General features: G+C 66.7%; 22 protein-coding genes. 11 read left to right on the plus strand and 11 right to left on the minus strand.

Features of this window, described 5'->3' with window-relative positions; translation table 11 throughout:
* Positions 1-76: 76 nt before the first annotated feature.
* From ACFXNW_RS18550 to ACFXNW_RS18560, 3 genes are all read right to left on the minus strand, one after another.
* Positions 77-583, minus strand: coding sequence for an LOG family protein (locus tag ACFXNW_RS18550; RefSeq protein ID WP_379418931.1), 507 nt, complete (start codon positions 581-583; stop codon positions 77-79).
* Between the two features lie 67 nt (positions 584-650).
* On the minus strand, positions 651-941 hold the full coding sequence (locus ACFXNW_RS18555; protein WP_379418932.1) for a hypothetical protein: 291 nt from the start codon (positions 939-941) through the stop codon (positions 651-653).
* Positions 942-1,067: 126 nt separating this feature from the next.
* Positions 1,068-2,444 carry a 2'-5' RNA ligase family protein gene (locus tag ACFXNW_RS18560; RefSeq protein ID WP_379418933.1) on the minus strand — a complete coding sequence of 459 codons (1,377 nt, stop codon included), beginning with the start codon at positions 2,442-2,444 and terminating at the stop codon, positions 1,068-1,070.
* 230 nt (positions 2,445-2,674) lie between these two features.
* Between ACFXNW_RS18560 and ACFXNW_RS18565 the strand changes: the two genes are divergently transcribed.
* The 7 genes from ACFXNW_RS18565 (at position 2,675) to ACFXNW_RS18595 (ending at position 9,151) form a co-directional block, all read left to right on the plus strand.
* The gene (locus ACFXNW_RS18565; protein ID WP_379418934.1) at positions 2,675-3,199 is read left to right on the plus strand and encodes a MepB family protein; all 525 of its coding nucleotides are present in this window, start codon (positions 2,675-2,677) and stop codon (positions 3,197-3,199) included.
* 110 nt (positions 3,200-3,309) lie between these two features.
* Entirely contained in the window at positions 3,310-3,804 is a 495-nt protein-coding gene (locus ACFXNW_RS18570) for a GNAT family N-acetyltransferase (RefSeq protein ID WP_379418935.1), read from the plus strand.
* 238 nt (positions 3,805-4,042) lie between these two features.
* The gene (locus tag ACFXNW_RS18575; RefSeq protein WP_379418936.1) at positions 4,043-5,758 is read left to right on the plus strand and encodes a HEAT repeat domain-containing protein; all 1,716 of its coding nucleotides are present in this window, start codon (positions 4,043-4,045) and stop codon (positions 5,756-5,758) included.
* A gap of 362 nt (positions 5,759-6,120) precedes the next feature.
* On the plus strand, positions 6,121-6,888 hold the full coding sequence (locus ACFXNW_RS18580) for a 2-phosphosulfolactate phosphatase (protein ID WP_379418937.1): 768 nt from the start codon (positions 6,121-6,123) through the stop codon (positions 6,886-6,888).
* Between the two features lie 406 nt (positions 6,889-7,294).
* Entirely contained in the window at positions 7,295-7,651 is a 357-nt protein-coding gene (locus ACFXNW_RS18585; protein WP_379418938.1) for a hypothetical protein, read from the plus strand.
* A 104-nt stretch (positions 7,652-7,755) separates the two neighbouring features.
* Positions 7,756-7,890 (plus strand): hypothetical protein, encoded by a 135-nt coding sequence (locus ACFXNW_RS18590; protein ID WP_379418939.1) that lies wholly within the window; start codon positions 7,756-7,758, stop codon positions 7,888-7,890.
* Between the two features lie 13 nt (positions 7,891-7,903).
* Entirely contained in the window at positions 7,904-9,151 is a 1,248-nt protein-coding gene (locus ACFXNW_RS18595) for a hypothetical protein (RefSeq protein WP_379418940.1), read from the plus strand.
* Between the two features lie 183 nt (positions 9,152-9,334).
* On the opposite strand, the gene ACFXNW_RS18600 is transcribed toward ACFXNW_RS18595, so the two are convergent.
* The 3 genes from ACFXNW_RS18600 to ACFXNW_RS18610 all read right to left on the minus strand — a co-directional run bounded on the left by ACFXNW_RS18600 (position 9,335) and on the right by ACFXNW_RS18610 (position 12,269).
* Positions 9,335-9,763: an HIT family protein gene (locus ACFXNW_RS18600; RefSeq protein WP_379419090.1), complete on the minus strand. Its 429-nt coding sequence runs from the start codon at positions 9,761-9,763 to the stop codon at positions 9,335-9,337.
* A 381-nt stretch (positions 9,764-10,144) separates the two neighbouring features.
* Positions 10,145-10,957, minus strand: coding sequence for a ribosomal RNA small subunit methyltransferase A (locus ACFXNW_RS18605; protein WP_379418941.1), 813 nt, complete (start codon positions 10,955-10,957; stop codon positions 10,145-10,147).
* 247 nt (positions 10,958-11,204) lie between these two features.
* Positions 11,205-12,269: an MBL fold metallo-hydrolase gene (locus ACFXNW_RS18610; protein ID WP_379418942.1), complete on the minus strand. Its 1,065-nt coding sequence runs from the start codon at positions 12,267-12,269 to the stop codon at positions 11,205-11,207.
* Positions 12,270-12,632: 363 nt separating this feature from the next.
* Here ACFXNW_RS18610 and ACFXNW_RS18615 point away from each other — a divergent pair, with 363 nt between their 5' ends.
* Positions 12,633-13,040, plus strand: coding sequence for a nitroreductase family deazaflavin-dependent oxidoreductase (locus ACFXNW_RS18615; RefSeq protein ID WP_379418943.1), 408 nt, complete (start codon positions 12,633-12,635; stop codon positions 13,038-13,040).
* Between the two features lie 11 nt (positions 13,041-13,051).
* Here the strand turns inward: ACFXNW_RS18615 and mshC are convergent, their stop codons facing one another.
* The 5 genes from mshC to ACFXNW_RS18640 form a co-directional block, all read right to left on the minus strand.
* Positions 13,052-14,290, minus strand: coding sequence for a cysteine--1-D-myo-inosityl 2-amino-2-deoxy-alpha-D-glucopyranoside ligase (gene mshC / locus ACFXNW_RS18620; protein ID WP_379418944.1), 1,239 nt, complete (start codon positions 14,288-14,290; stop codon positions 13,052-13,054).
* A 178-nt stretch (positions 14,291-14,468) separates the two neighbouring features.
* Positions 14,469-15,269, minus strand: coding sequence for an SCO1664 family protein (locus ACFXNW_RS18625; protein ID WP_379418945.1), 801 nt, complete (start codon positions 15,267-15,269; stop codon positions 14,469-14,471).
* A 3-nt stretch (positions 15,270-15,272) separates the two neighbouring features.
* Positions 15,273-15,857, minus strand: coding sequence for a DUF3090 domain-containing protein (locus ACFXNW_RS18630; protein WP_379418946.1), 585 nt, complete (start codon positions 15,855-15,857; stop codon positions 15,273-15,275).
* Positions 15,858-15,947: 90 nt separating this feature from the next.
* Complete coding sequence (locus tag ACFXNW_RS18635; protein ID WP_379418947.1) at positions 15,948-16,679, minus strand: histidine phosphatase family protein; 732 nt, start codon at positions 16,677-16,679, stop codon at positions 15,948-15,950.
* Between the two features lie 16 nt (positions 16,680-16,695).
* Positions 16,696-17,631: an undecaprenyl-diphosphate phosphatase gene (locus ACFXNW_RS18640; protein ID WP_379418948.1), complete on the minus strand. Its 936-nt coding sequence runs from the start codon at positions 17,629-17,631 to the stop codon at positions 16,696-16,698.
* A gap of 265 nt (positions 17,632-17,896) precedes the next feature.
* On the opposite strand from ACFXNW_RS18640, the gene ACFXNW_RS18645 reads away from it, so the two are divergent.
* From ACFXNW_RS18645 to ACFXNW_RS18655, 3 genes are all read left to right on the plus strand, one after another.
* A complete protein-coding gene (locus ACFXNW_RS18645; RefSeq protein ID WP_379418949.1) occupies positions 17,897-18,871 on the plus strand; it encodes an aldo/keto reductase in 975 nt (324 codons plus the stop codon).
* Positions 18,872-18,953: 82 nt separating this feature from the next.
* Positions 18,954-19,991: a hemin ABC transporter substrate-binding protein gene (locus ACFXNW_RS18650; protein WP_379418950.1), complete on the plus strand. Its 1,038-nt coding sequence runs from the start codon at positions 18,954-18,956 to the stop codon at positions 19,989-19,991.
* Positions 19,992-20,103: 112 nt separating this feature from the next.
* Positions 20,104-21,183 (plus strand): FecCD family ABC transporter permease, encoded by a 1,080-nt coding sequence (locus tag ACFXNW_RS18655; protein WP_379418951.1) that lies wholly within the window; start codon positions 20,104-20,106, stop codon positions 21,181-21,183.
* Positions 21,184-21,207 lie beyond the last annotated feature (24 nt).

The following is a 21,207-nucleotide window of genomic DNA, read 5'->3' on the forward strand; positions in this document are numbered from 1 at the left end:
TTTCGACGGGGCTCCGTGACGCTGCTCGGCAGTCGCGCTGTCGTCACGTGAGCAATACCGCGCCCTTGTTCCGGCTCTAGCTGCGGTCGGCTCGCGCGAGCGCACTGGCGACTGCTTCTTCAGGTGTTTCGGTGCGCCCGGCCGCGCCGATTTCGTTGCCGTCGTCGTCTGTGATCCGCCATCCACCGATGGAGACCACAGGAACGCCGCCGCGACGGTTGGCGAGCGCGAGCTCGGACAGCGTTCCCCACGATCCGCCGACCACAATGACTGCGTCGGCGGACCAGACGAGCACAGCGTTTCGGGCTTCGCCGATGTTGGTGTACAGCACGGCCGTGAGGCCGTCGCACACCGCGGTGCGGTCGGTGTCGGGTCGGATACCGATCACGATTCCGCCAGCGGCCGACGCGCCTTCGGCAACCGCCGCCATGACGCCGGAGCCTCCGCCACACAAGACTGTGACCCCCGCCTCGGCAAGAAGATGGCCGATTCTTTTCGCGCGCTGAGCGTCGTCTGGGGTGCAGGCGCGAGGACCGCAGACGGCGATCTGCAGCGCTACGGGTCGTCGTAGTCGCTCGGCCACCAGATCGATAACACCAGGACCACCAGTGGAAGACCGAGCACGAACAAAAATCCGAGCTGAGCGGCGCTCACCGGCGCACCCCTCCGATGATCGTCCAGCGTGCGAACGACGCACGCGGCGCGGCGCATTCGACGTCTGCGACCGCCATGACCCGATCCAGCGTTATTGCGTCGACGTGTCCGGTGGATGGCCCGATCACGACGTCGGCACCACAGGATTCGGCCTGTTCTGCCAATCCCAGCAACGGCGAATCAGCCCAGCGCAACGGATACCCCAGCCGCCGCGCCAGTCGCCGAATCTGCGCTGCATCCCAATCCTGGGTCGGAGAAGACGGGTCGATCCAGCCGAGCGCGAACATTCGTGGTCACCCCTGACGAGTCTTCGAATCGGACTCGTCAACTCTGTCGCGGAGTGCGGTCTGCCGGGACGGTGTGCCGTTGGGGTGGTGTTCGCGTACCGTTCGTGCTTCGGTTCGGCCTACAGGCTAAACACCGGTGAGGGGGATTCGAGCGACCGTCTCCCATTGGTAGCCGTGGCCGCGTCGCTCGAGCATCACCATCCTGACCTCCGAGACGGTCACGCTCACATGATCCAGAGGGGTTTCGTTCGCTTCCACCGCAGCAATGGCTTCGGTGGTGAGGCCTTCGTAGATCGGGTAGGCGATCGTGACGTGTGGGGCGGCCGTAGAATTCTTGACCGGCGCATCAGGAAGCACGGACATCGTCACCCCGCGGAGAGCATCGCGAAGCTCGTGCACCCGCTCGTCAGGCGCGACAAGGAATCCGATCGCCGCGCGGATATTTGCTAGGCGATCGACTGCCAGGACAAACGGCTTCAGTCGCGCGCAAACATCTTCGGCGGTGGTGACGATCCGCGCACGTTGCTGGGCTGTGCTTCCCCCGTGGGCGGCGATCCGGTCCAGAGTGAGGTGCAGACCATCGATCGGCGTCACAGCGAAGTGCTGTGCGTCCAGCGTGCGTTGGCGGGCTGTAGCTGCGAAGTGGAGGTCGGTGGCGTGCACGAAGGTGAGGAACCAGTAGTGGCCGAGTGGGCCGTCCTGTCCTTGGCGCAGTCGTAGCTCACTCACGCTGCCCTCGGCATCGCCCAGCTTTCCCTTCGCTCGCGCGACACCGTTGATGGCGAGGCGAACGCTTTGCGACCCGCCCGCCGCGTCGACCAGACCGGCCTCCGCGAACCGAAGGGCATCCTCGTACCGCCCGGCGTAGTACTCGCAGAAGCTCTGAATGCCGCGCGCCCATGCCATCAAATTCGTGTCTCCGGCGTAGCAGCCCAGCTGGTAGGACTCCAGGCAATAGGCACGCGCGACGGTGAAGCTACCGCAGCCGACCGCGATGTAGCCGAGCAATCCGGATGTCTGGCCGGCGATCTCGAACAATCGGATGCGCTGGCGTGGGTCGCCGCACTCATCGATCAGCGACTCCAGCCACGCCCGCTGCTTGCGAAGCCACGGCAGGAGCTCGGCTGGTTCGGATGTCTCATATCCTTCGATGGCACCCCGTGTGCCGCTCCCCATCTGGTTGACAACGTGCGGGTCGACGGATCGGCTGAGCTTCTGCACGCGGTTGAGCACCGTGAGCAATTCCTCGCGGTCGTCTGCATCTGAGTCCGTTGATCCGCCTACGAGTGGATTCCGCTGCGGCCGGTTCCGCTTCCGCCATGCTGCTTCGCCTTCCGCGACAATCTGTTCGAAGCGTTCACGGTCTTCCGAGGACGTCCGTTGGACTAACGTCGTATCGAGGATCGATTGCGTACCAGCGCGTGGCTTGACACTACTGAGCCCGACCCGCCAGTTGTTGACGGTGGTGGTCTCCACTCCCAGCAACCCGGCGAAGTCCCGCACCGATCGTCTCATCGCTTCTTGGAGTGCGGCCGCCTCGAACCCGGTCCACGCGCGCCCTCTGACCATCGACCTACCCCACGACTCAGGTTCGAACTGTGAAAACCGCTGATGGCCTGACTTTACCGCGGGTGCTGATGGGTAGGAGCACGTAAGAGGGCAGAATGAAATCTCATCGGCGTCGCCCAGATCGGGCGGGATGGGTCCGAACACGCGATGAGGAGTTGGTTCGATTGTCGCCAGCCAGCGTGCATCCTGATGTAGCCGCGGCAACGCTAATTTTCGACTTTCTGGGTTTGACGATTTCGGCTCCGGTTCCTGAGCAGGAGAATGCCGAGTACGGAGCGTTTGTCTCCAGCGTGGGTCGCGGGTCGGTCAGATTCCGGGTGGGCAAGCTGACACCGGCCAAGGTGGGGTTGTTCGTCACCGTGTGGAGACGTGCGGAGGATGGGTCCACGGAGCCGTTGGCCGCCGAGGACGGGATCGATCTGCTGGTGGTCACTGCCAGAGAAGGGAAGTGCTTCGGGCAGTTCGTGTTCCCGAAGACCGCGTTGGTCGAGCACGGCATCGTTTCCGTGGAAGGCCGGGGTGGCAAGCGGGGGTTTCGTGTGTATCCGCCGTGGTCCCCGACAGGAAACAGACAAGCGATGCGATCTCAGAAGTGGCAGTGCGACTACTTCCTCGAGCTCGAAGGCCACGAGAAAGTAGATGTGCAGCACGCGAAACGGCTCTACGACCGGGTGTATCCGACATCATGAGGACACCGGCCATTCGCGCCGCACCGAGCATCCGATGGACCGCGACGCGCTCGACCCGATGCGCTGAGCGCTCTAGATTCGTGCATATGGTGGAGTGGGTGCGGCTGCGATTGGACATCGACGAGTTCGACGAGTCGACATTCGCTTCGCTGCACAGACAGGCCGCCGATGCGGGCTTCGACTTCACCACCATGGCCGAACTCGGAGATACCGCAGAACACCACCGAGCGCTATATGAACTGAACAAAACCTGCTCGTCGGATATCCCCGGTCGCGGCGAGTTCTATACCTACACCGACTATGTCGCCCAGCGCATCGACGTTCCCGGTTATAACCCGAACGGCGTCATCCTCGCAGTTCACGACAGCAGATGGGCCGGCATGACTGCAACCTCTCTGCATCCAGCCAAGGGAGTGGCATTCAGTGAAATGACCGGCGTCCTCAGATCTCATCGGGGACGAGGGCTTTCGCTGGCGCTGAAGCTGCATGCGATCCAATTCGTCCAGGCAGCGGGCTACCGATGGCTGGTCGCTTTCCATCATCCCGGCAACGCCGCGGCGATAGGCATGAATCGGCGCCTCGGTTTCGTCGACTACGGGCGGTGAACCCTCGAACTCGTCGGCGGCGAGGACTGCAGGGCCAGCGCCATTCGCGAATGCCGCAGACCTCGGAGTTTCGGTCTGTGGGGGCGTGGTCCCTTGACGTCAGGAAGCGCGGCCTCAGGGGGATGACGCCCCGCCCGGCTCACCATGTCTTGCCGGCCTGCTCCCGGATCGTGCAGTTGATCCGGACGGCGATGTGGTCGATGCCGCGTGTTACGGTTTCGCGCGGGAGGAGCACCGCATGCACACAACCAAGGTCTACGGAGAGATCGGGATCGACAACGATCTGTACAAGAACCTGACGGATCCCGATTTCTCGGTGCGGCACAGTGTATTTCGAGTTCTAGCCGATCGTTACAACAGCTATGCGTCCACCGAACGGTTCGCCACACAACTGCCCGTCGAGCGCAAACAGGCGCTCCGGGTCGCCTTCGTGCGAGCGCTCGCCGAGCGGCAGGACGGCCGGACCGCACAAGCGCTGATCCGCGTTCTCGACGATGATACCGATGAGGTGCGAGAGATCGCGGCGCGGACGTTGGGCGAGATCGGGAACGCCGCCGCGATCGGCCCGCTACGCGCCGTGCGGTCCGACCCGGTAGCCACGGTGCGGTTCGCAGTCATCAGTGCCCTTGCAGCGCTACAGGATACCGCGACGATCAATACTTTGCTCGCATCCTTCGACGAGTCGGTGCCCGAGCCCGACCGCATGGTGATCGTGCACGCCGCCGGTTCCTGGATCGAGCCGACTACGTCGACACTGCTGAGCGGTATCGCGGCGAACGACGGCAGCGCGGCGGTTCGGAAATCGGCAGAACGCGTGCTCGATCTCCATGCGAAGGCCGCGGACTGTGCGTCCGAGGTGCGACCGGAATTGGCGGACGTGCTTCTCGATCCGACCGCGCCGGGTCGTCCGGTGATCGCAGAAGCACTGAGCCAGGTACGCGATCCCGCATTCGACGCCATTTTCGCCGCTGTGCTCGGTGACCGGGACGTGCGGATTCACCGAGCCGCACTGGGGTTCCTGCGACACGCGGACACGGCGGTGGCTCGCCGCGGCCTCGTCGCCGGGCTGGTCGACAAGCGCTCTCATGTGTGCGCCGAGGTGCTCGAAGTAGTCGAGACCATCGACCATCCCGAGATGACCGGCGCGTTGCGAGACATGCTGCGCACGACGCCGCCCGCGCTCAGCTGGTATCTGATGAGTTGCCTCGCGATCCAGCGCACACAACGCGATCTGATTGCGGACGAGGTAACCGATTACGTTCTCGGACAGGCACAATGGTTCGGTGGTCCGAAGGGTCCCGGGTTGTCGGCGGGCTGGGCAGTAGTCGATGCGCGCACCGAACGTGTCCTGACTCGGCTGCTGGCCGAGATCACCGATTCCGACCTGTCCATGGATCGACGAGGACTGGCCACGACGATCTTGCGTGAGCTGGTGACACCGCGCACGCGGAGTAAGCACGACCTGCCGGTCCTCACCATGGTCGAGCCGATCACAGTCGCGTTGCGCGACCCGGCCTACGACTCCACGCCCAGCGGGCGGTCCGCGCGGGAGAACCTGGTTTTCATCCTGGGCGAACTGGGAACCGAATCGGTGCGGCGCCCGCTCCTCGATCTGCTCGGTAGTCCAGAATTGGCTGCGTGGGAGCTGGAGGTCGTCGTGGCGCGCTGCGCGCCGGATTTCGTCGGACCGTTCCTGCGCCTGCTGGACAATCCGTCCTGCCTCGCCCCCCGTAACCGGCCGCACTCCTACAAAACGATGCTGACCGCGCTCTACCCCTTTTTGGCCAGTGATCCACACGTCGAGTCATGCGTGCGCCGATTCTTCGCGCGAACAGACGACCCCGACGCCGAAATGGCGGCAAGCATGCTGGGCTGGGACCTGCGCCCAGCGGGTGAAGACGACGACTACGAGGACTACGACGATTACGAGGACCACGAAGACGAGGACGACTGAGCCGCCCCGCGGTGCCATCAATTACCTTGCACTGCTGCGGCAATCGGTCAAAGATCTGGCCGATCTCGTCGAACGGCACGGCGAACAGGTCGTGCAGCACGAACACTTCGAGGAGTTGCTGCGGGACGACCCCGAGGTGAAATTGACCGTCGACACCACGACCTGCGTGGTCGTCACCCTCGGCGCCACCCAGGTCGCAACCGGCGCGCAACTGTCTGCCAGCGCAGCCACCCAGAGGCGGGCGGTGCTCGTCACGCTTGGGCGGAACCATCTGCGTCGACGGGGACCGTGGTCTGATCAGGATCTTCTGACCAGAGTCAGAATTCCAGGTCGGCCGAGGCCCTCGGCTACGATCGCCCGCTGTGGCTGATCTGTTCGGGCAAGGCGATTTCGACGTTCGTCTCGATTGGGGTCCCCTCGGGGCCACGACGGTCCGAGCTGATGTTTCGGTCGTTGTAGACGTTCTCAGTTTCTCGACCTCGGTGACCGTAGCGGTTGAGCGGGGTATGCGGGTCTTCCCCTTCCGATGGAAGGGCGAGCATGCCGAGAAGTTCGCGGCAATGAACAACGCGGTGCTCGCGGTAGGGCGGCTCGAAGCGACCAAGCGGGGCTCAGTTCCAGCGCCCTCGCTCTCACCGGCCGGTCTTCTCGCTTGCGAGCTGATCCCACGGCTCGTACTGCCATCGCCGAACGGATCGGCGATCGCCGAGGCACTGCGAGCCACCGGCTCGACCATTGCTGCCGGCTGCCTTCGTAACGCCAGTGCTGTCGCCGAGTGGCTCGTGCCGGCCCTCGAGTCCCGGCGCTCGGTTGCTGTCGTCGCGGCGGGCGAGCGCTGGAGCGACGACGACTCTTTGCGCCCTGCCCTCGAGGACCACCTCGGCGCTGGTGCCATTCTTTCCAGGCTGGTCGCGCTGGGTTACGGCGACAGGTTCAGCCCTGAGGCGTGGGCAGCGGTCGACCTATTCGATGCCGGTGTCGACCACCTCAGTGAGCGCATGCACAACTGCGTCGGCGGCCGCGAGCTCACCAGCAAAGGATTCAGCGCTGACGTCGACGTCGCAGCCGACATCGACGCGTCCTCTCTTGTTCCTGTGCTCGTAGACGGCGCGTTCGACGTCGCCGCGTAACGCCTGGCCCGGAACGCTCTTTCTTGGGCGTAGATGAGGTCGGGCGTGGATCGACTCGCCTTTGTTGAGCTTGCCTCGGCCGCGGCCTGGCGTCACGAACGCAATATCGGCAGGAGTGAGCGTGAAGTATCGGAACAACTCATCGCGACTGATGTCCGGGAAATCCCTTGTGATCTGGCCTGTCGACCTTCCTGCCGATCGTCTCGACGGCGGCGAAATCTCACTCCGTCAGTACCCCATCCTCACCGCCAGCTTGCCCACGCCGCAAATGAATAGCCAGGCCCGGCCACGCGGACAGTCGCGTGAGAGCAACGTCATTTCCGCAGTTCGAACTTGCATCGCGGGGTGGGTCGATGGTCAGAAGGCTAGCGCCGACCGATTCGAGGCAGCCTCACGCCAGGAATAGATGAGACGGTCCGTGCGGGATTTCGCCAGCCTGCTGGTCCTCGCTGTTTCCCGGCGCGGCAAGATGGCCAACCTCATCGACGAGGAGCTCGCACGGTTGGATCTCACCCGGCGGGTGGTGGCCAGTGTGCCTACCGAACGCGCGGCGTTCGAGTTCGTGCGCGGCTGCGATCTGCTGGTCACCATGCCCGAATCGAGCGCCCGGGCCGCGGCATCGACCTCGGCCTCGCCTTGCTCCCGCTGCCGCTCGATCTCCCGCCGGCGGCGGTGTATCTGTCCTGGCATCAACGCTACGACAGCGACCTCGCCCACGCCTGGCTGCGAGACCTCGCACAGACCACGCTGGCTGAGGCCATGACCAGGCCCGGCTACATGGGGTGTCGGTAAGAAACGTGTCACCAGGTACATGAATCCTGCGTGAATCGGGGTTGCGGACCTGTTGGCGCGGTGTAGCTTTCGCGCGTGATGAGGGCGCTGGACCAGGACGAGCTGATCGACCGGTGGACGCTGCTGGGCAAGGAACCGGGCCTGGTCGCTACCAAGCGGGGTGCGCCGAAGCTCGGGTTCGGGCTGATGGTGCGGTTCTATACCGAATGAGGCCGGTTTCCGCGTGGACGTGCCGAAATCCCTGACGCCACGGTCGATTACGTCGCACTTCAAGCGGGTGTCGAGCGGACCGAAATCGCATTCTACGACTTCACCGGCAGTTTTTGGGAGCGCCTCCTGCCGGACGGGATGTCGAGCTGGACCTCACCAGTCAGCCCTGGGGAGCTCGGGCGGAGAAGATACGCTACGCGCCGTGACCGACACAAGGCTGTCCTTTCGCGAGCAGCTCCTGCACCCCGATCCGGAGGTCAGGCACCGCGTTCTGCGCCCGCTGTACCACGCCGCCGGTGACGGCCACCAGCAATGTCGCGAGCGGCTCACGGCGGTGCTGGACCTTCTGAACGAAAATGCCGGCGAATACCTCCATGAGTACCGGTACGTGATCTCCTCGGTTTCCGCCGACGATTTCTCGCTCGTCATCGACGCGCTCGCGCGCACCGACACCGAGCGCCTCGCCGAGTCACTCGGCATCACCGTCCACAATGGGTACGGTCTGCGGCCGCGCACGGCGGTGTTTGTCAGCATGTTCGCCAGTGGTTGGGCGAGCCGGGCCGCCAACCAGCTGCTTTCGGGCGGACCGGTGGCCCGCGACGCGACGCTCGATTGGACCCTCCTGCACCGTCGCGCGCAGGATCTCGACGCCAGTGAGCCGCTCGAATCCACCTTCATCGACGAGTGCTCCTGGTACGCGGTCCCGACCAGCGACCAGGCTGCGGTGCTCGACGCGTTTCAGCTCACCGGCGCAGTGCCGGTCGGCTTCCGAGAGGCCGCCGGGCTCTTCGATGCACAAGGTGACCTGCCGCCCGACATGGCGGTTGTCGTCACTCCGGCGTTCGACGGCTGGACCCTGCTGGTGCACAAGGGAGCCCTGGACGCTGACCTCGAGGCGCTCAGTGCCCGCTTCGGTGCGGCACACTGCTATGGTCACGGGTACCAGAGTGGCTGCGGCGACTGGTCGGACTGGACCGTCGCGGAGCAGGGCAAGGTCCTGCAATCGTGCTTCTACGACCTGTACGGCAACGACTTCATGGGTCCGGCGAGCCGCGACGAGATGCTTGCGTGGATCAACGATCGGCGCCGACCGGCGACTCCAAGACTCCTAGCCGCAAACGATCCCGCCTTCGACAGCTACAACGACTGGGAATTCGATGCAGAATCCGTCGCATCCAACCTGTCGGTCTCGCTGCACAGGGTCGGATCCCACACCACAGTGAAGGGAACCTCGTTGCTCGCGACGCCGATCATGTCATGACAACCCAGACGATCTCAGCGTCAGGGGCCCACCCATCAGGCGCCCACCGGCGGCAGGGTCCGCCTTCCGGCTCCGAGCTTCTCGAGCTGTCATGAAGTGCAAAGTGCGAACGGTGTTGCCGGCGAAGTGGTGTTCCGTAAGCCGAAACTGCCTCTGACCGCACGGAAAACAATCCACCGCCGATTATGCCAACGCGATGCGAAGCCGCTCACCCCAGCTATTCACAGTGGCCATGTTGGCGGGAGGGCCGGGTTTCCAGGGCAGGGTGAGCCGGTCCTTTGCCGTGTCGACATAGCGTGGGACAACGTGCAGGTGAAAGTGGAAGACCGTCTGCCAGGCATCGGCCCCGCAACAATTGAGTAGGTTCACGCCATCGGCGCCGAGCTCTTTGATAACTACCTTGGCGATCCGCTGTGCAGCCAGAGTCACGGCTGCCAGGTCTTCGGCGGGGATGTCGAGGAGATCCCTGCTGTGTCGCTTCGGAACTACCAACAGATGGCCTTCCGAAGCCGGGTGAATGTCCATGAACGCGAGAGTCGTTTCGTCTTCGGCCACCTTTACACCGGGGAGGTCGCCGGCCACGATGCCGCAGAACAGGCACTGTTCGCTCATGATCATCGAGGCTAGCGAGTGGTGGACCGTCCCGCGACCGAGTTCCACCCTCTCGCCGCAGGGCAGTCGAGCCGACCCGGTGCACCTTGAGGAAATCGGCGCGAGCGGATGTCCCGCTGGCACGCCGAGCGAGCGACATGCGCGTAGGCGGTGTCAGTTTTCGCCGATACCAGCGGATCTCAGCGTTCGGCAGGACGTCAGAGTTCGCCGATAGACGACGCCCGAATTCACGTCCTAACCACAGGCCCGGCCCGCTGGACCGGTACGCCGGACCCGCGAGCATGCGATATCGTGACGTTGCCGACCGTCCCCACCGGGCGATGGTGACCATGCGCGGCTAGCACCCGGGCATCATGGGGATCGATACCCGGGTGCGTTTGCTCAGCGAATAATCCGTCCGGCCAACGTGATCCACTGATCTGGATGGATCGTCGCCGCTGCGGTGTCGTGGGCGATTCCAGCCTCGTCCAAGGCGCTGTGCACACCGGCGTACTGTGTGGACAGCGACGCGTGCACCGGCCCACCGATGCCTGAGTACCCCAGCTTCACCATATCCCGATAGTCGGATTCATCGGCCACCAGCGGTTCGGGCCGCCGCTCGATCCGCAGGATCGCCGAGTCGACCGATGCGACCGGCCGGAAGCTTTCCCTGCCGATCACTCCGAGTAGCTCCCACGTGAACCACGGCCAGCTCTGCACTGTGACAAGGCTCCATTGGCCGGAGTCGCCGGACTGTGTGCGTGCGTAGTCCCATGGCGTTACCAGCGTCGCCGACGTCAGTGCCGGAGCGCGCAGGCACCAGTCGACGATCTTCGGCGTCACTGAGAGGTCTATGTTGCCGACCACCTCGAACGGCTCGCGCGGCGGTCGTGCGGCCGTGAGCTCACCCTTGACGACCCTGACCCCCGCCCTGGCTTTGAGCTTGACGGCCAGCAGCGGGTCGGTCTCGTAGCCGACGACTTCGGCGCCTGTTCCGGCCAGAGCGGCGGTGAGGGTGCCCGTGCCGGATCGGGGTTCCAGGACGAGGCCGGACGGTCTGGCCGCCTGGACCACTTGCTCGACGGCCGGCCCGTCGGTCAGGAAGCTCTGCGAGAGCGCCCGCCTGGCTCGGTCTCTGGGGCTGTGTCCGCCCGTGACTCGAGCCTTCTTCTGTGTGTGTGAATAGTTTCCGTGTGCGAATGACTGAGTAGCCACGGCTGCTGCCCTTCTGGGTCTTCGAGATGAATGAAGGTCTCGAAGGGCCCTGGGCGCGCCAGCGCGACCGGGGGTCCGCTAGCGGGCCAGAGCCCGGCCGTCGCGGATGCGGATGAAGGTGAGGCAATACATGCGGTGGAGCGTACGGACCGCTCTGTTGTGCGGCAACACAATTAAATCGGCGGTGTCGCCCGTGTTCTGACCGCTGCCACCAGCGCCACGATTGCTGCCTGAGCGCACGTAAGGCTCAGATGGAGAACGTCAGTCGGGCCGGCGTGATGTAGTCGGCCGGGTCGAGCAGGGGGCGTAGTTCCGGGCGGTGCTCGGACGGTATGCGGTCGAGCTCGGCGCGCAGCGCGCGATCGTAGGTGGCGGCCGGGGCGGTGAAGCCGGGGAGCCAGTTGTCGTGGTGGGCGGGGACGAACAGGTGCGGCCGGATCGCTTCGATGTAGGTGCGGGGGTCGCGAAGGCCGTTGGTGAGTTGGTTGAAGCCCTGGATGGCGCCGACTTGCAGGTCGGTCGGCGCGAGCCCGGCGAGGACGTCGAGTACGTGGGGAGCCTTGTCGATTAGTGGGCCGGCCGAATCGTGCCACACCAGCGAAAAGCCCGGTACGCGTAATTGATACAGCAAGCAGCCGCCCTCTTCGTCGCGCAGCCGGGGCAGGCCGACGCGCAGGTCGTCGAGTGTCGGTGGGTGCTCGGCGATCGCGCACAGATCCGGAATGGGGAAGAACGGCGGCGAACCGTTGGCCCTGTCGGGTGCGGTCGGGCCGGAATGCAGATGCCGTACCGCGGTGACTTCGATATCGCCGAGGCCGAACTCGTGGATGTGTCCGGGAGCGGTGCCCGCATCACCGAATGCGACCGTCCCGAACGACGGATCGGGCACCTGGCCCCGGATCGTCGCGCAATGCTCGGCGGTGCCGTACACGACCGCTCCACTGGCCTGCGCGATCCGCCCGGCGGCGCCCGCGTGATCGAAATGGCCGTGCCCGATCAGGATCGCCGCGGGCCGCAGATCCGCGAGATCCTGGGCGGTCGCAGGCACATATCCGGCGCTGCTCAATCGCGGCACCCACGCATCCAGTAGCAGTACCGTGCCGCCGAACGCCACCGCGTAGGTCGCGCACCCCACCCACGACAACACCACCCGATCCGGCCGCACCGCGCCCGTACTCGGGTCGACCAGGTCGGCGCCGAAGAATCGCTGCCGCGCCGCCACCGTGCGCGGCTCGACCGGCGCTCCCGACGCCGCTGCCTCGCCCAACGCCACCAGCACACCCCCGCCCAGCACGCCCCGCCTGCTCACCATTCGCCGCGCCACATTGCACACGGAATTACCTGACCATGTCGGCCCACCCTTCGACAAGGCTCCGACACGAACTGGTCGTCGGTGGATGTTTGGACCCAATGCAGCCGTCGCGATATATGACCGAGGATATCCGCCGCCCAGGGCCTTCTACGCGATCCGAGTCGTCGATCGGGCGCAGTCTCACGCCTCCGACCGAGCGACTATCGCCCTCGACGACATGAGTACGGACGGCCAGGCGCATCAGCATCGCAACTCGAGGCGTTTCGAATGCTGCGCCCGAAGCGGCAAAGACATCGACTGGCAAGTGGCGGCAGCGACCTGGAATTGCTGGTCGCCAGAGGACTGGACGGTTACGGTGAAACGATGGCGGAACCAACCAGACCCGCTGGGGTACTGCGCTTCTGGCACCTATCCGGCCCCGGCGCGAAGTTCCTCGCCCCGATCGTCCCGTTCTGGGTGGTGATCGAGACGACCGGCCGCCGATCCGGGCTGCAACGCCGCAAGCCCTTGGCGCGTGGCATCACCGACGGCACGGTGATGTCGCTGGTATCGGTGCACGGCCGGCGCGCGGACTGGGTGCGCAATATCGAGGCGGACTCGCGGGTACGGCTGCGGACCGGGCTGCGCTGGCGGACCGGGATCGCGACGATCGAGCCGCTCACCGCGCAGGAGTTGGCCCGGTTCAACAACTACATCCGCACAGCCGCCGACCGGTTCGCCATTGACGGCACCGAACAGGTCCTGGTCCGGGTCGATACGGGCGCAGGCTGACGGTCAGTCGGTCACAGCTGCACGCCGAGCAGGGCGTCGATCGCGGTCGCCACGGCGGTCGGTGCGTCAGTATCGGTGCCACCGTAGGTGAGAGCCTCGTCGGCCCAGTTGTCGATCGCGGCGAGCGCCTTCGGGGTGTCGAGATCGTCGGCCAGATGCTGACGCAGCCGGGCGATGGTGTCGCTCGCGTCGCCCGCGGCGGGTAGGGCGGTGGCGCGGCGCCACCGGTCCAGGCGGGCCACGGCCTCATCCAGGACGGCGTCGGTCCACATGCGGTCCTGCCGGTAGTGGCCTGCGAGCAGGCCCAGCCGGATGGCGGCGGGATCGACCCCGGCGCGGCGCAGCTTCGACACCAGCACCAGGTTGCCCCTGGACTTCGACATCTTCTCGCCGTCCAACCCGATCAGCCCGGCGTGCACGTAGTGGCGGGCGAATCGGCGTCCGGCGACCAGCGCTTCGGCATGGGCGGCCGAATACTCGTGGTGCGGGTAGATCAGGTCGCTGCCGCCGCCCTGGATATCGAACTCGGTGCCGAGCCGGTTCACCGCGATCGCGGAACATTCGATATGCCAGCCGGGACGTCCCGGGCCGAACGGCGAGGGCCAGGACGGCTCGTCCGGGCGGGCCGCACGCCACAGCAGCGCATCGATGGGGTCGCGTTTGCCGGGACGGTCCGGGTCTCCGCCGCGTTCGGCGAACAGCCGTTCCATCGTCGCGCGGTCGTAGCCGGATTCGTAGCCGAACTGCTCGGTGGCATCGGCGCGGAAGTAGATATCGGGGTACTCGGTGTCGTCGACGGTGTAGGCGGCGCCGGAGGCGACGAGTTTGCCGACGAACTCCACCACCTCGTCGACGGACTCGATGGCGCCGATGTAGTCGCGCGGCGGGATGACGCGCAGCGCCGCCATGTCCTCGCGGTACAGCTCGATCTCACCGGTGCCGAGTTCACGCCAGTCGACGCCGTCGCGGGCGGCGCGTTCGAACAGCGGATCGTCGACATCGGTGACGTTCTGTACGTAGTGCACGTCGTGGCCCGCGTCGCGCCACACCCGGTTGATCAGATCGAAGGTGAGGTAGGTCGCGGCATGGCCGAGGTGGGTGGCGTCGTAGGGGGTGATGCCGCAGACGTACATGGTGGCGGTGGCGCCGGGCGTCACCGGACGCACCTGGCGGTCGGCGGTGTCGTGCAACCGCAACGGGGGTCCTGCTCCGGGGACCGTCGGGATCGGGGTATCGGACCAGGACTGCATTCTTCGAGGGTAAAGGTGTGATGGAGGCCATCGGCGCCCACCCCGGCGCACGTACGCGCCCAGGCATGCGATACGCGCGCCCGGACCTGGGCAAAACCGGCGTCGCGCCGATGTCAAGGGTTTGGCTCGAGCAGAATCGCTGACCGCCGAACAGGTTGGTACGAGGTCCGGAGAGAGTTCAGAACGCGGGCCACGGGATCGGGCGTGAGGTCACCGGCAACGGCATCGTCGGCTCGTCCAGCAAACGTTTCGCGCGGTCGAGCAGGGCAGCGATCTCGGTGTCGGTGATATGGGCCGCCAATGTGTCGGCCAGCGTGCCCGGCAGCGCGTTGGTGAAGGCCTCGATGTCGGTGAGCAGGTTGTCGTCGATGGGTTGCCCGGCCCACCCCCACAGCACCGTGCGCAGTTTGGGCTCGCTGTGCAGGCAGATGCCGTGGTCGACGCCGTACACCTGGCCGTCGGTGCCCTCGAGCGCGTGCCCGCCCTTGCGGTCGGCGTTGTTGAGCAGCACATCCAGCACTGCCATCCGCTGTAGGCGCGGGTCGTCGGCGTGGATGAGCGCGACCTCGTTGCCCTCGGGATCCAGCGCCCGCAGTACCTCGCAGAAACCCTCGGGGACCGCGCCCGGCGGGCACAGATCGACCAGGTCGAGGCGGTGGCCGCGGTCGGTGTGGTTATCGGCGGCGGTGATCCAGCGCTGCACCATGCCCGGCCCGAACGGCCCGTCGCGCAGGATCGTTTCCGGGATCACCGACCAGCGCAGTGCCTCGGAGACCTGGTAGGAGGCGACTTCGCGGCCCGCCAGGGTGCCGTCGGGGAAATCCCACAGCGGCTGTTCGCCGCGCACCGGTTTGTACACCACCCGCAGCGGCGTGTCGTCGTCGCCGATATCGCAGACGAGGGTGAAGTTGCTCGCCGTGGTCACCCGCCCGATGACGGTCAGTTCACCGGTGTAGAACTCGTCGCCGGCCGCGGGCACGGGTCATTCCTCCAGCTCGGTGGCGCCGAAGATGTCGCCGCGCTTGTAGCCGTTGGTGCGCACGCACATGTGCCCGCGCGCGGAGAGCGGTTCCCCGCACAGCGGGCACGGTGGACGCCCTGCCGCGATCACCCGCGCCGACCGCAGCGCGAACTCTCTGGCCTGAATCGGGGTCAGGAACACCCGCACCGCGTCGGGGCCTTCTTCGGTGTCGTCGAGCACCACCGATTCGTCGACCTCGGTTTCGGTGATCGCCAGCAGTTCCACCACCACAGCGCCCGCATCAGCGTCCCAGCCCAGGCCCATGGTTCCGACACGGAATTCGGCGTCGATCGGGGTGACCAGCGGTGCGTTGTCGCTGACATCGTCGGCCTGCGGCGGCACCTCGGCGCCGAAGCGGCGTGCCACCTCGTCCAGCAGCAGGCCCATGCGGTCGGCTAGAACCTTGACCTGCTGCTTTTCCAGCAGCACGCTGACCACGCGGGGTTCTTGCACGGCTTGCAGGTAGAACGCGCGATCGCCCGGTTCACCGACAGTTCCGGCGATGAAGCGTTCGGGGGTGCGAAATACATGGATTGCTCGTGACACATGCACCTCCTGCTACGTGATCATGTTCGGCCCGCGGCGCCCGTATCCGGGTCGACGCAGCGGCGATTGCTCGGTTCGGCCGACTACTCATTACAAGGAATCGCTGGGCCGCGCATTCCCATTATCCGTGTTCCCGGCCGCGCCGATCTCACCCCCGGGCACCGGACCCGACTGCGCCGAGGGCGCTGCGGGTGCGGGAACGAGGCCGTCGAGATCGGATCCGGTGTCGTTGAGCCGGGTGACATACGGCGAGGTCGGGGTGTAGCGGACGACGCTGAGTGAGGCCGGTTCCACCACGATGCGCTGGAAACCGTCCAGGTGCAGTCCGAGCGCGTCGGCGAGGACCGATTTGATGACGTCACCGTGCGTGCACGCCACCCACAGCACGTCACCGCCGTGATCTTCGGCCAGGGCGCGGTCGTGCTCGCGGATCGCGGCCACCGCCCGGGTCTGCACGTCGGCGAGTCCTTCACCGCCGGGGAACACCGCGCCGGAGGCGTGCCGCTGCACGACCTTCCACAGCGGTTCGTTCAGCAGTTCACCGATCGGACGGCCGGTCCATTCGCCGTAGTCGACCTCGGCGAGCCTCTGTTCGACGACCGGTTCGAGACCGGTCTTCTCGGCGAGCGGGGCGACTGTCCGCTGACAGCGCAGCATCGGCGAGATCACGATCCGCTGAATCGGCAGCCCACCGAGGCGTTCGGCGACCGTGCGGGCCTGCTCGGTGCCGCGTTCGGTGAGTTCGACGCCGGGGCTGCGGCCGGCCAGGGTGTGGGCGGTATTGGAGGTCGACACACCGTGGCGCAGCAGGATCACCGTCATGCGGCCAGCCTAGCGATCATGTCGCCGACACCACGCCGCCCGCGAGCAGACCCATCACGATCAGCCCGAGGATGATGCGGTAGCCGACGAACCAGTAGAAGGTGTGGTTGCCGACGAAACGCAGCAGCCAGGCCACCGAGGCGTAACCGGCGATGAACGCGATGATGGTGGCCACGAGCAGCTGGGAGCCGCTGGCGTTGAGTCCCTCACCGGCGGGTTCGAACGCGTCGGGCAGGCTGAACAGGCCCGATGCGGTGACCGCGGGGATGGCGAGCAGGAACGAGAACCGCACTGCGGCTTCGCGTTCGAGGCCGAGGAACAGGCCCGCGCTCGACGTCGCGCCGGAGCGGGACACACCGGGGATCAGCGCCAGGCACTGCGCGAACCCCATGATGAGACCGTCGCGGGTGGTCAACTGCTCGATCGGGCGGGTTTTGCGGCCGTAATATTCGGCGGCGGCGATGACCAGCGCGAACGCGATGAGCATGAACGACACTAGCCACAGGTTGCGGGCGCCGGTACGGATGACGTCCTTGAACAGGAACCCGAGCACGCCGATGGGGATGGTGGCGATGATCACGTACCAGCCGATGCGGTAGTCGAGTTCGCGTTGTGCGTCGGCACCCGGGTCGTAGCCGATGGGCCCGGACCCCGTGACGACGGGCAGTTTGGTGGTGACCTGTTCGCTGAGCGGCACCGTCTCCCGGGAGCGCTGGGTGAGCTTCTCGAACACTGTGGCGCACCAGACACGCACGATGCGCCAGATGTCCTTGGCGAAATAGACCAGCACCGCGGCTTCGGTGCCGAGCTGGGTGACGGCGGTGAACGAGGCGCCCGCGTCGTCGCCGAAGAACACCGACGACACGATCCGCAGGTGTCCCGACGAGGAAATCGGGAGGAATTCGGTCAGCCCCTGGACCAAGCCGAGGATTATCGCCTGGAGCCAGGTCATCGACTCGCCTATCACTCACCCTCCTGTACTGTGCCGAAATGTCCGTTCCGAGTAGACGATTGGCTCATCGGCGGGTGAACCCGGCGTTCGGATCGCTATCTCGCAGCGACAGTACCGTGTTGACCTCGACGGTGCGGGGCGGGGTTGAGGCGCGAGCGTGCACCGACATTGTGGCCCACCCGACGCGCGAACAGGCGCGCAGGAGGGGCCGAGCGGCCGAATCAGGCTCTACGCTTGGCGCCGTGACGAATGCGCGGACACGGTGATGGAACAGCGGACGGTCGGTCGAAGCGGCCTGCGGGTCTCGCGTATCGGGTTGGCCACCCACACCTGGGGCAGCCGGACCGACGCCGAGGACGCGGCGGTGCAGTTGGTGGCGTTCGTCGAGGCCGGCGGCACCCTCGTCGACACGTCCCCGGCCTACGCCGGCGGGGCAGCCCAGCGAATCCTGGCCGATCTGCTCGGCGATCTGGTCTCGCGTGACGATCTGGTGCTCAGCGGCTGCGCAGGTCTGCATCCACGCCCTGCGCCGCCCACCGCGGACGGGACGCCACCGATGCCGCAGGTACCGGGGATCGGCGTGGACACCTCGCGGCGGACGCTGCTGCGGCAGCTCGATCGCACGCTGCTGGAACTGGGCACCGACCATCTCGACATCTGGCATATCGCGGCGTGGGATCCGCGCACCCCACTCGATGAGGTCGCCGCCACTGTGGAGCTGGCGGTGCGTTCGGGACGGGTGCGATATGCGGGGGTGCGCGGTTTCACGGCGTGGCAGCTGGCGAGCCTGGCCGCGCTCGCACCGATCACCGTCGCGCAGGCGCCCTACTCGCTGCTGGCGCGCGGCGCCGAAGACGACACCGTGCCCGCTGCCGCTCATCACGGGGTCGGGATGATCGCGACCGCACCGCTGGCCGGCGGCATCCTCACCGGCAAATACCGCGATGGTGTGCCCGCGGATTCGCGCGGTGCCGATGAGGCGACCGCCGCCGAGATCCGCGGCAGGCTCGACGACCGTGCCACCCGGGTGGTCGACGCACTGGTCACCGCCGCCGACGGTTTGGCGACCTCCCCGCTGGCGGTGGCGCTGGCCTGGATCCGGGACCGACCGGGCGTGGCGAGCATGTTCGTCGGTGCGCGTGACATCGGTCAGCTGACCGGTGTGCTGGCCGCGGAGACCCTGGAGCTGCCACGGGCGATCGCGGCGGCCCTCGACGATGTGAGCGCGCGCACGGAATGACATCGGCGGCTGCCACGCGCGCTGCGGCCGTGGGCGGAGTGAGGCCGGACGACCTCCGGCGGCGCCCGTTAGGCTTACCTACATGAGGTATGACCGTGTCCGATCCGGGTGGGTGCGCACCGTCCTCGCCGCGCTCGCATTGGGTGTGCTGCTGGTATCGACCGGCTGCGGTGCGAGCGGCCAAGGCGCCGTCGAGGGGCAGCGCGGGCCCACCACCGCGGCGCTCACCGATATGGCGCCGGTCCCGATCGGCCCGGAGCCCACATCCGCGATGCCCGCGACGGTGCGCTCCTTCGACGGCACCGAGGTCACCGTCACCTCCGCCGACCGCATCATCGCCGCCGACCGGTACGGCACGCTCATGCAGACGGTCTGGGCGCTGGGAATGGGCCCCAACCTGGTGGGGCGCTCGACCGCCGGTGTGTTCCCGGCCGTGGCCGACCTGCCCAACGTGACCGGCGGCAACGGTTCACTGAACGTGGAATCGATCCTTGCCTTGCGGCCGACGGTGTTCCTCACCGACACCACCAGCGCCTCGCCCGCGGTGCGTGAGCAGTTGCGCGCCACCGGCGTCACGGTCGTCTACTTCGATCCGCAACGCACGATGGAGGGTGTGGTGCCGCAGATCGAGGCGGTGGCCGCCGCGCTCGGAGTGCCCGATCGGGGTCAGGCGCTGGCCCAGCGCACCCGCGACGAGATCGCGGCCGCCTCCGCCGCGGTGCCCGCGCAGAATCCGCCGCTGAAGATCGCGTTCCTGTACCTGCGGTCAACGGCCATCACGATGCTCGCAGGCCCCGGTTCGGGCGCCGATGCGCTCATCGCCTCGATCGGCGGCCGCGACGCGGGCAGCGAGGCAGGCGTGACCGAACCGTTCACCGCGATCACCAGCGAGGCCATGATCAGCGCGGCCCCGGATGTCCTGCTGGTAATGACCGACGGACTGAAATCGGTGGGCGGCGTCGAGGGCGTGGCCAAGATTCCGGGGATCGCGCAGACGCCGGCGGGCCGCAACCAGCGCATCGTCGACATGTCGGATGCGGTGCTGCTGAGCTTCGGCCCCAACACCGGACGCGTCATCGAAGCACTCAGCGAAGCCGTCTACGGGCCGGCCGGAGCATGATCGTCGACCCCGGGAACCGCCGGCCCGGCGGCGTGTACCGCGCGACGGACCCGAGGAAGCGAACTGGCGAGCAGTTGATCGTGAGTGCGCCGGGCGCCGGCGAGGTGTCTCTATGACCGAGCAAGTGAAGGTGGCCGATCGACGCCCGGTTACCTCGCGGTGGTCACGCACGACCATCGTGTTCGCCGTGGCCATCGCGGCACTGATCGTGCTGGCGCTGGCGTCGGCGGCGATCGGGCAGGTGCCGACCAGCATCGCCGAAGTCGCCGGATCGGTACTGCACCGGATCGGGCTGGACTGGGGGCCGATGCCCGCCCATCCGGCCGGTGAGGTGACGCTGTGGGAGGTCCGGTTTCCGCGAGTGATGCTGGCGATCCTGGTCGGTGCCGCACTGGCGACAGCGGGTGCGTTGTTGCAGGGCGTGTTCGCCAACCCGCTGGCCGAACCCGGCGTCATCGGAGTGTCGGCAGGCGCCGCGGTCGGCGCGGGCACCGTCATCGTGGTGGGCGGCGCGTTCGTCGCGGCCTGGTCGGTGGCCGCGGCCGCGTTCGTGGCCGGTTTGGTGACCACCGCGCTGGTGTATCTGCTGGCTCGATCCAACGGACGCACCGAAGTGGTCACCCTGGTGCTGACCGGCGTGGCCATCAACGCCTTCGCCAGCGGGCTGATCGCGTTCCTGCTGTTCGTCGCCTCACCCGCGGCCCGGGATCAGATCGTGTTCTGGCAGCTGGGCAGCCTCAACGGTGCCACCTGGTCGGCGGTGTGGGTGGTCGCGATCCTCACCGTCATCGGGGTGTTCGCGGCGGTCATCGTCGCGCCGAAACTGGACCTGCTGGCGCTGGGTGAATCCGCGGCTCGCCATCTCGGTGTCGATGTGGAGCGACTGCGGCGCAACGTGATCGTCATGGTGGCGATCCTGACCACCGCGGGCGTCGCGTTCAGCGGCATCATCTTGTTCGTCGGGCTCATCGTTCCGCATCTGGTGCGCATGCTGGTCGGGCCGGGACATCGGGTCTTGATCCCGCTCAGCGCGGTGATCGGCGCGGTGGTGCTGCTGGCCGCCGATGTGGCCGCGCGCTCGCTGGTCGACAACGCCGATCTGCCGCTGGGCATGCTGACTTCGCTGATCGGCGGCCCGTTCTTCTTCTGGTTGCTGCGCCGCACCCGCGCGCGGTCGGGAGGGTGGGCATGAGCCGTCAGCGACGCGCGGGGGATG

The organism is Nocardia sp. NPDC059180 (assembly GCF_042754945.1).
Classification (GTDB): Bacteria; Actinomycetota; Actinomycetes; order Mycobacteriales; family Mycobacteriaceae; genus Nocardia.

Bases quoted from the DNA above. Each gene is read 5' to 3' on its own strand.
- ACFXNW_RS18555 (WP_379418932.1), bottom strand. From the start codon at position 941: ATGTTCGCGCTCGGCTGGATCGACCCGTCTTCTCCGACCCAGGATTGG.
- ACFXNW_RS18575 (WP_379418936.1), top strand. From the start codon at position 4,043: ATGCACACAACCAAGGTCTACGGAGAGATCGGGATCGACAACGATCTG.
- ACFXNW_RS18585 (WP_379418938.1), top strand. From the start codon at position 7,295: ATGAGACGGTCCGTGCGGGATTTCGCCAGCCTGCTGGTCCTCGCTGTT.
- ACFXNW_RS18600 (WP_379419090.1), bottom strand. From the start codon at position 9,763: ATGAGCGAACAGTGCCTGTTCTGCGGCATCGTGGCCGGCGACCTCCCC.
- ACFXNW_RS18610 (WP_379418942.1), bottom strand. From the start codon at position 12,269: ATGGTGAGCAGGCGGGGCGTGCTGGGCGGGGGTGTGCTGGTGGCGTTG.
- ACFXNW_RS18615 (WP_379418943.1), top strand. From the start codon at position 12,633: ATGGCGGAACCAACCAGACCCGCTGGGGTACTGCGCTTCTGGCACCTA.
- mshC (WP_379418944.1), bottom strand. From the start codon at position 14,290: ATGCAGTCCTGGTCCGATACCCCGATCCCGACGGTCCCCGGAGCAGGA.
- ACFXNW_RS18635 (WP_379418947.1), bottom strand. From the start codon at position 16,679: ATGACGGTGATCCTGCTGCGCCACGGTGTGTCGACCTCCAATACCGCC.
- ACFXNW_RS18640 (WP_379418948.1), bottom strand. From the start codon at position 17,631: ATGACCTGGCTCCAGGCGATAATCCTCGGCTTGGTCCAGGGGCTGACC.
- ACFXNW_RS18645 (WP_379418949.1), top strand. From the start codon at position 17,897: ATGGAACAGCGGACGGTCGGTCGAAGCGGCCTGCGGGTCTCGCGTATC.
- ACFXNW_RS18650 (WP_379418950.1), top strand. From the start codon at position 18,954: ATGAGGTATGACCGTGTCCGATCCGGGTGGGTGCGCACCGTCCTCGCC.
- ACFXNW_RS18655 (WP_379418951.1), top strand. From the start codon at position 20,104: ATGACCGAGCAAGTGAAGGTGGCCGATCGACGCCCGGTTACCTCGCGG.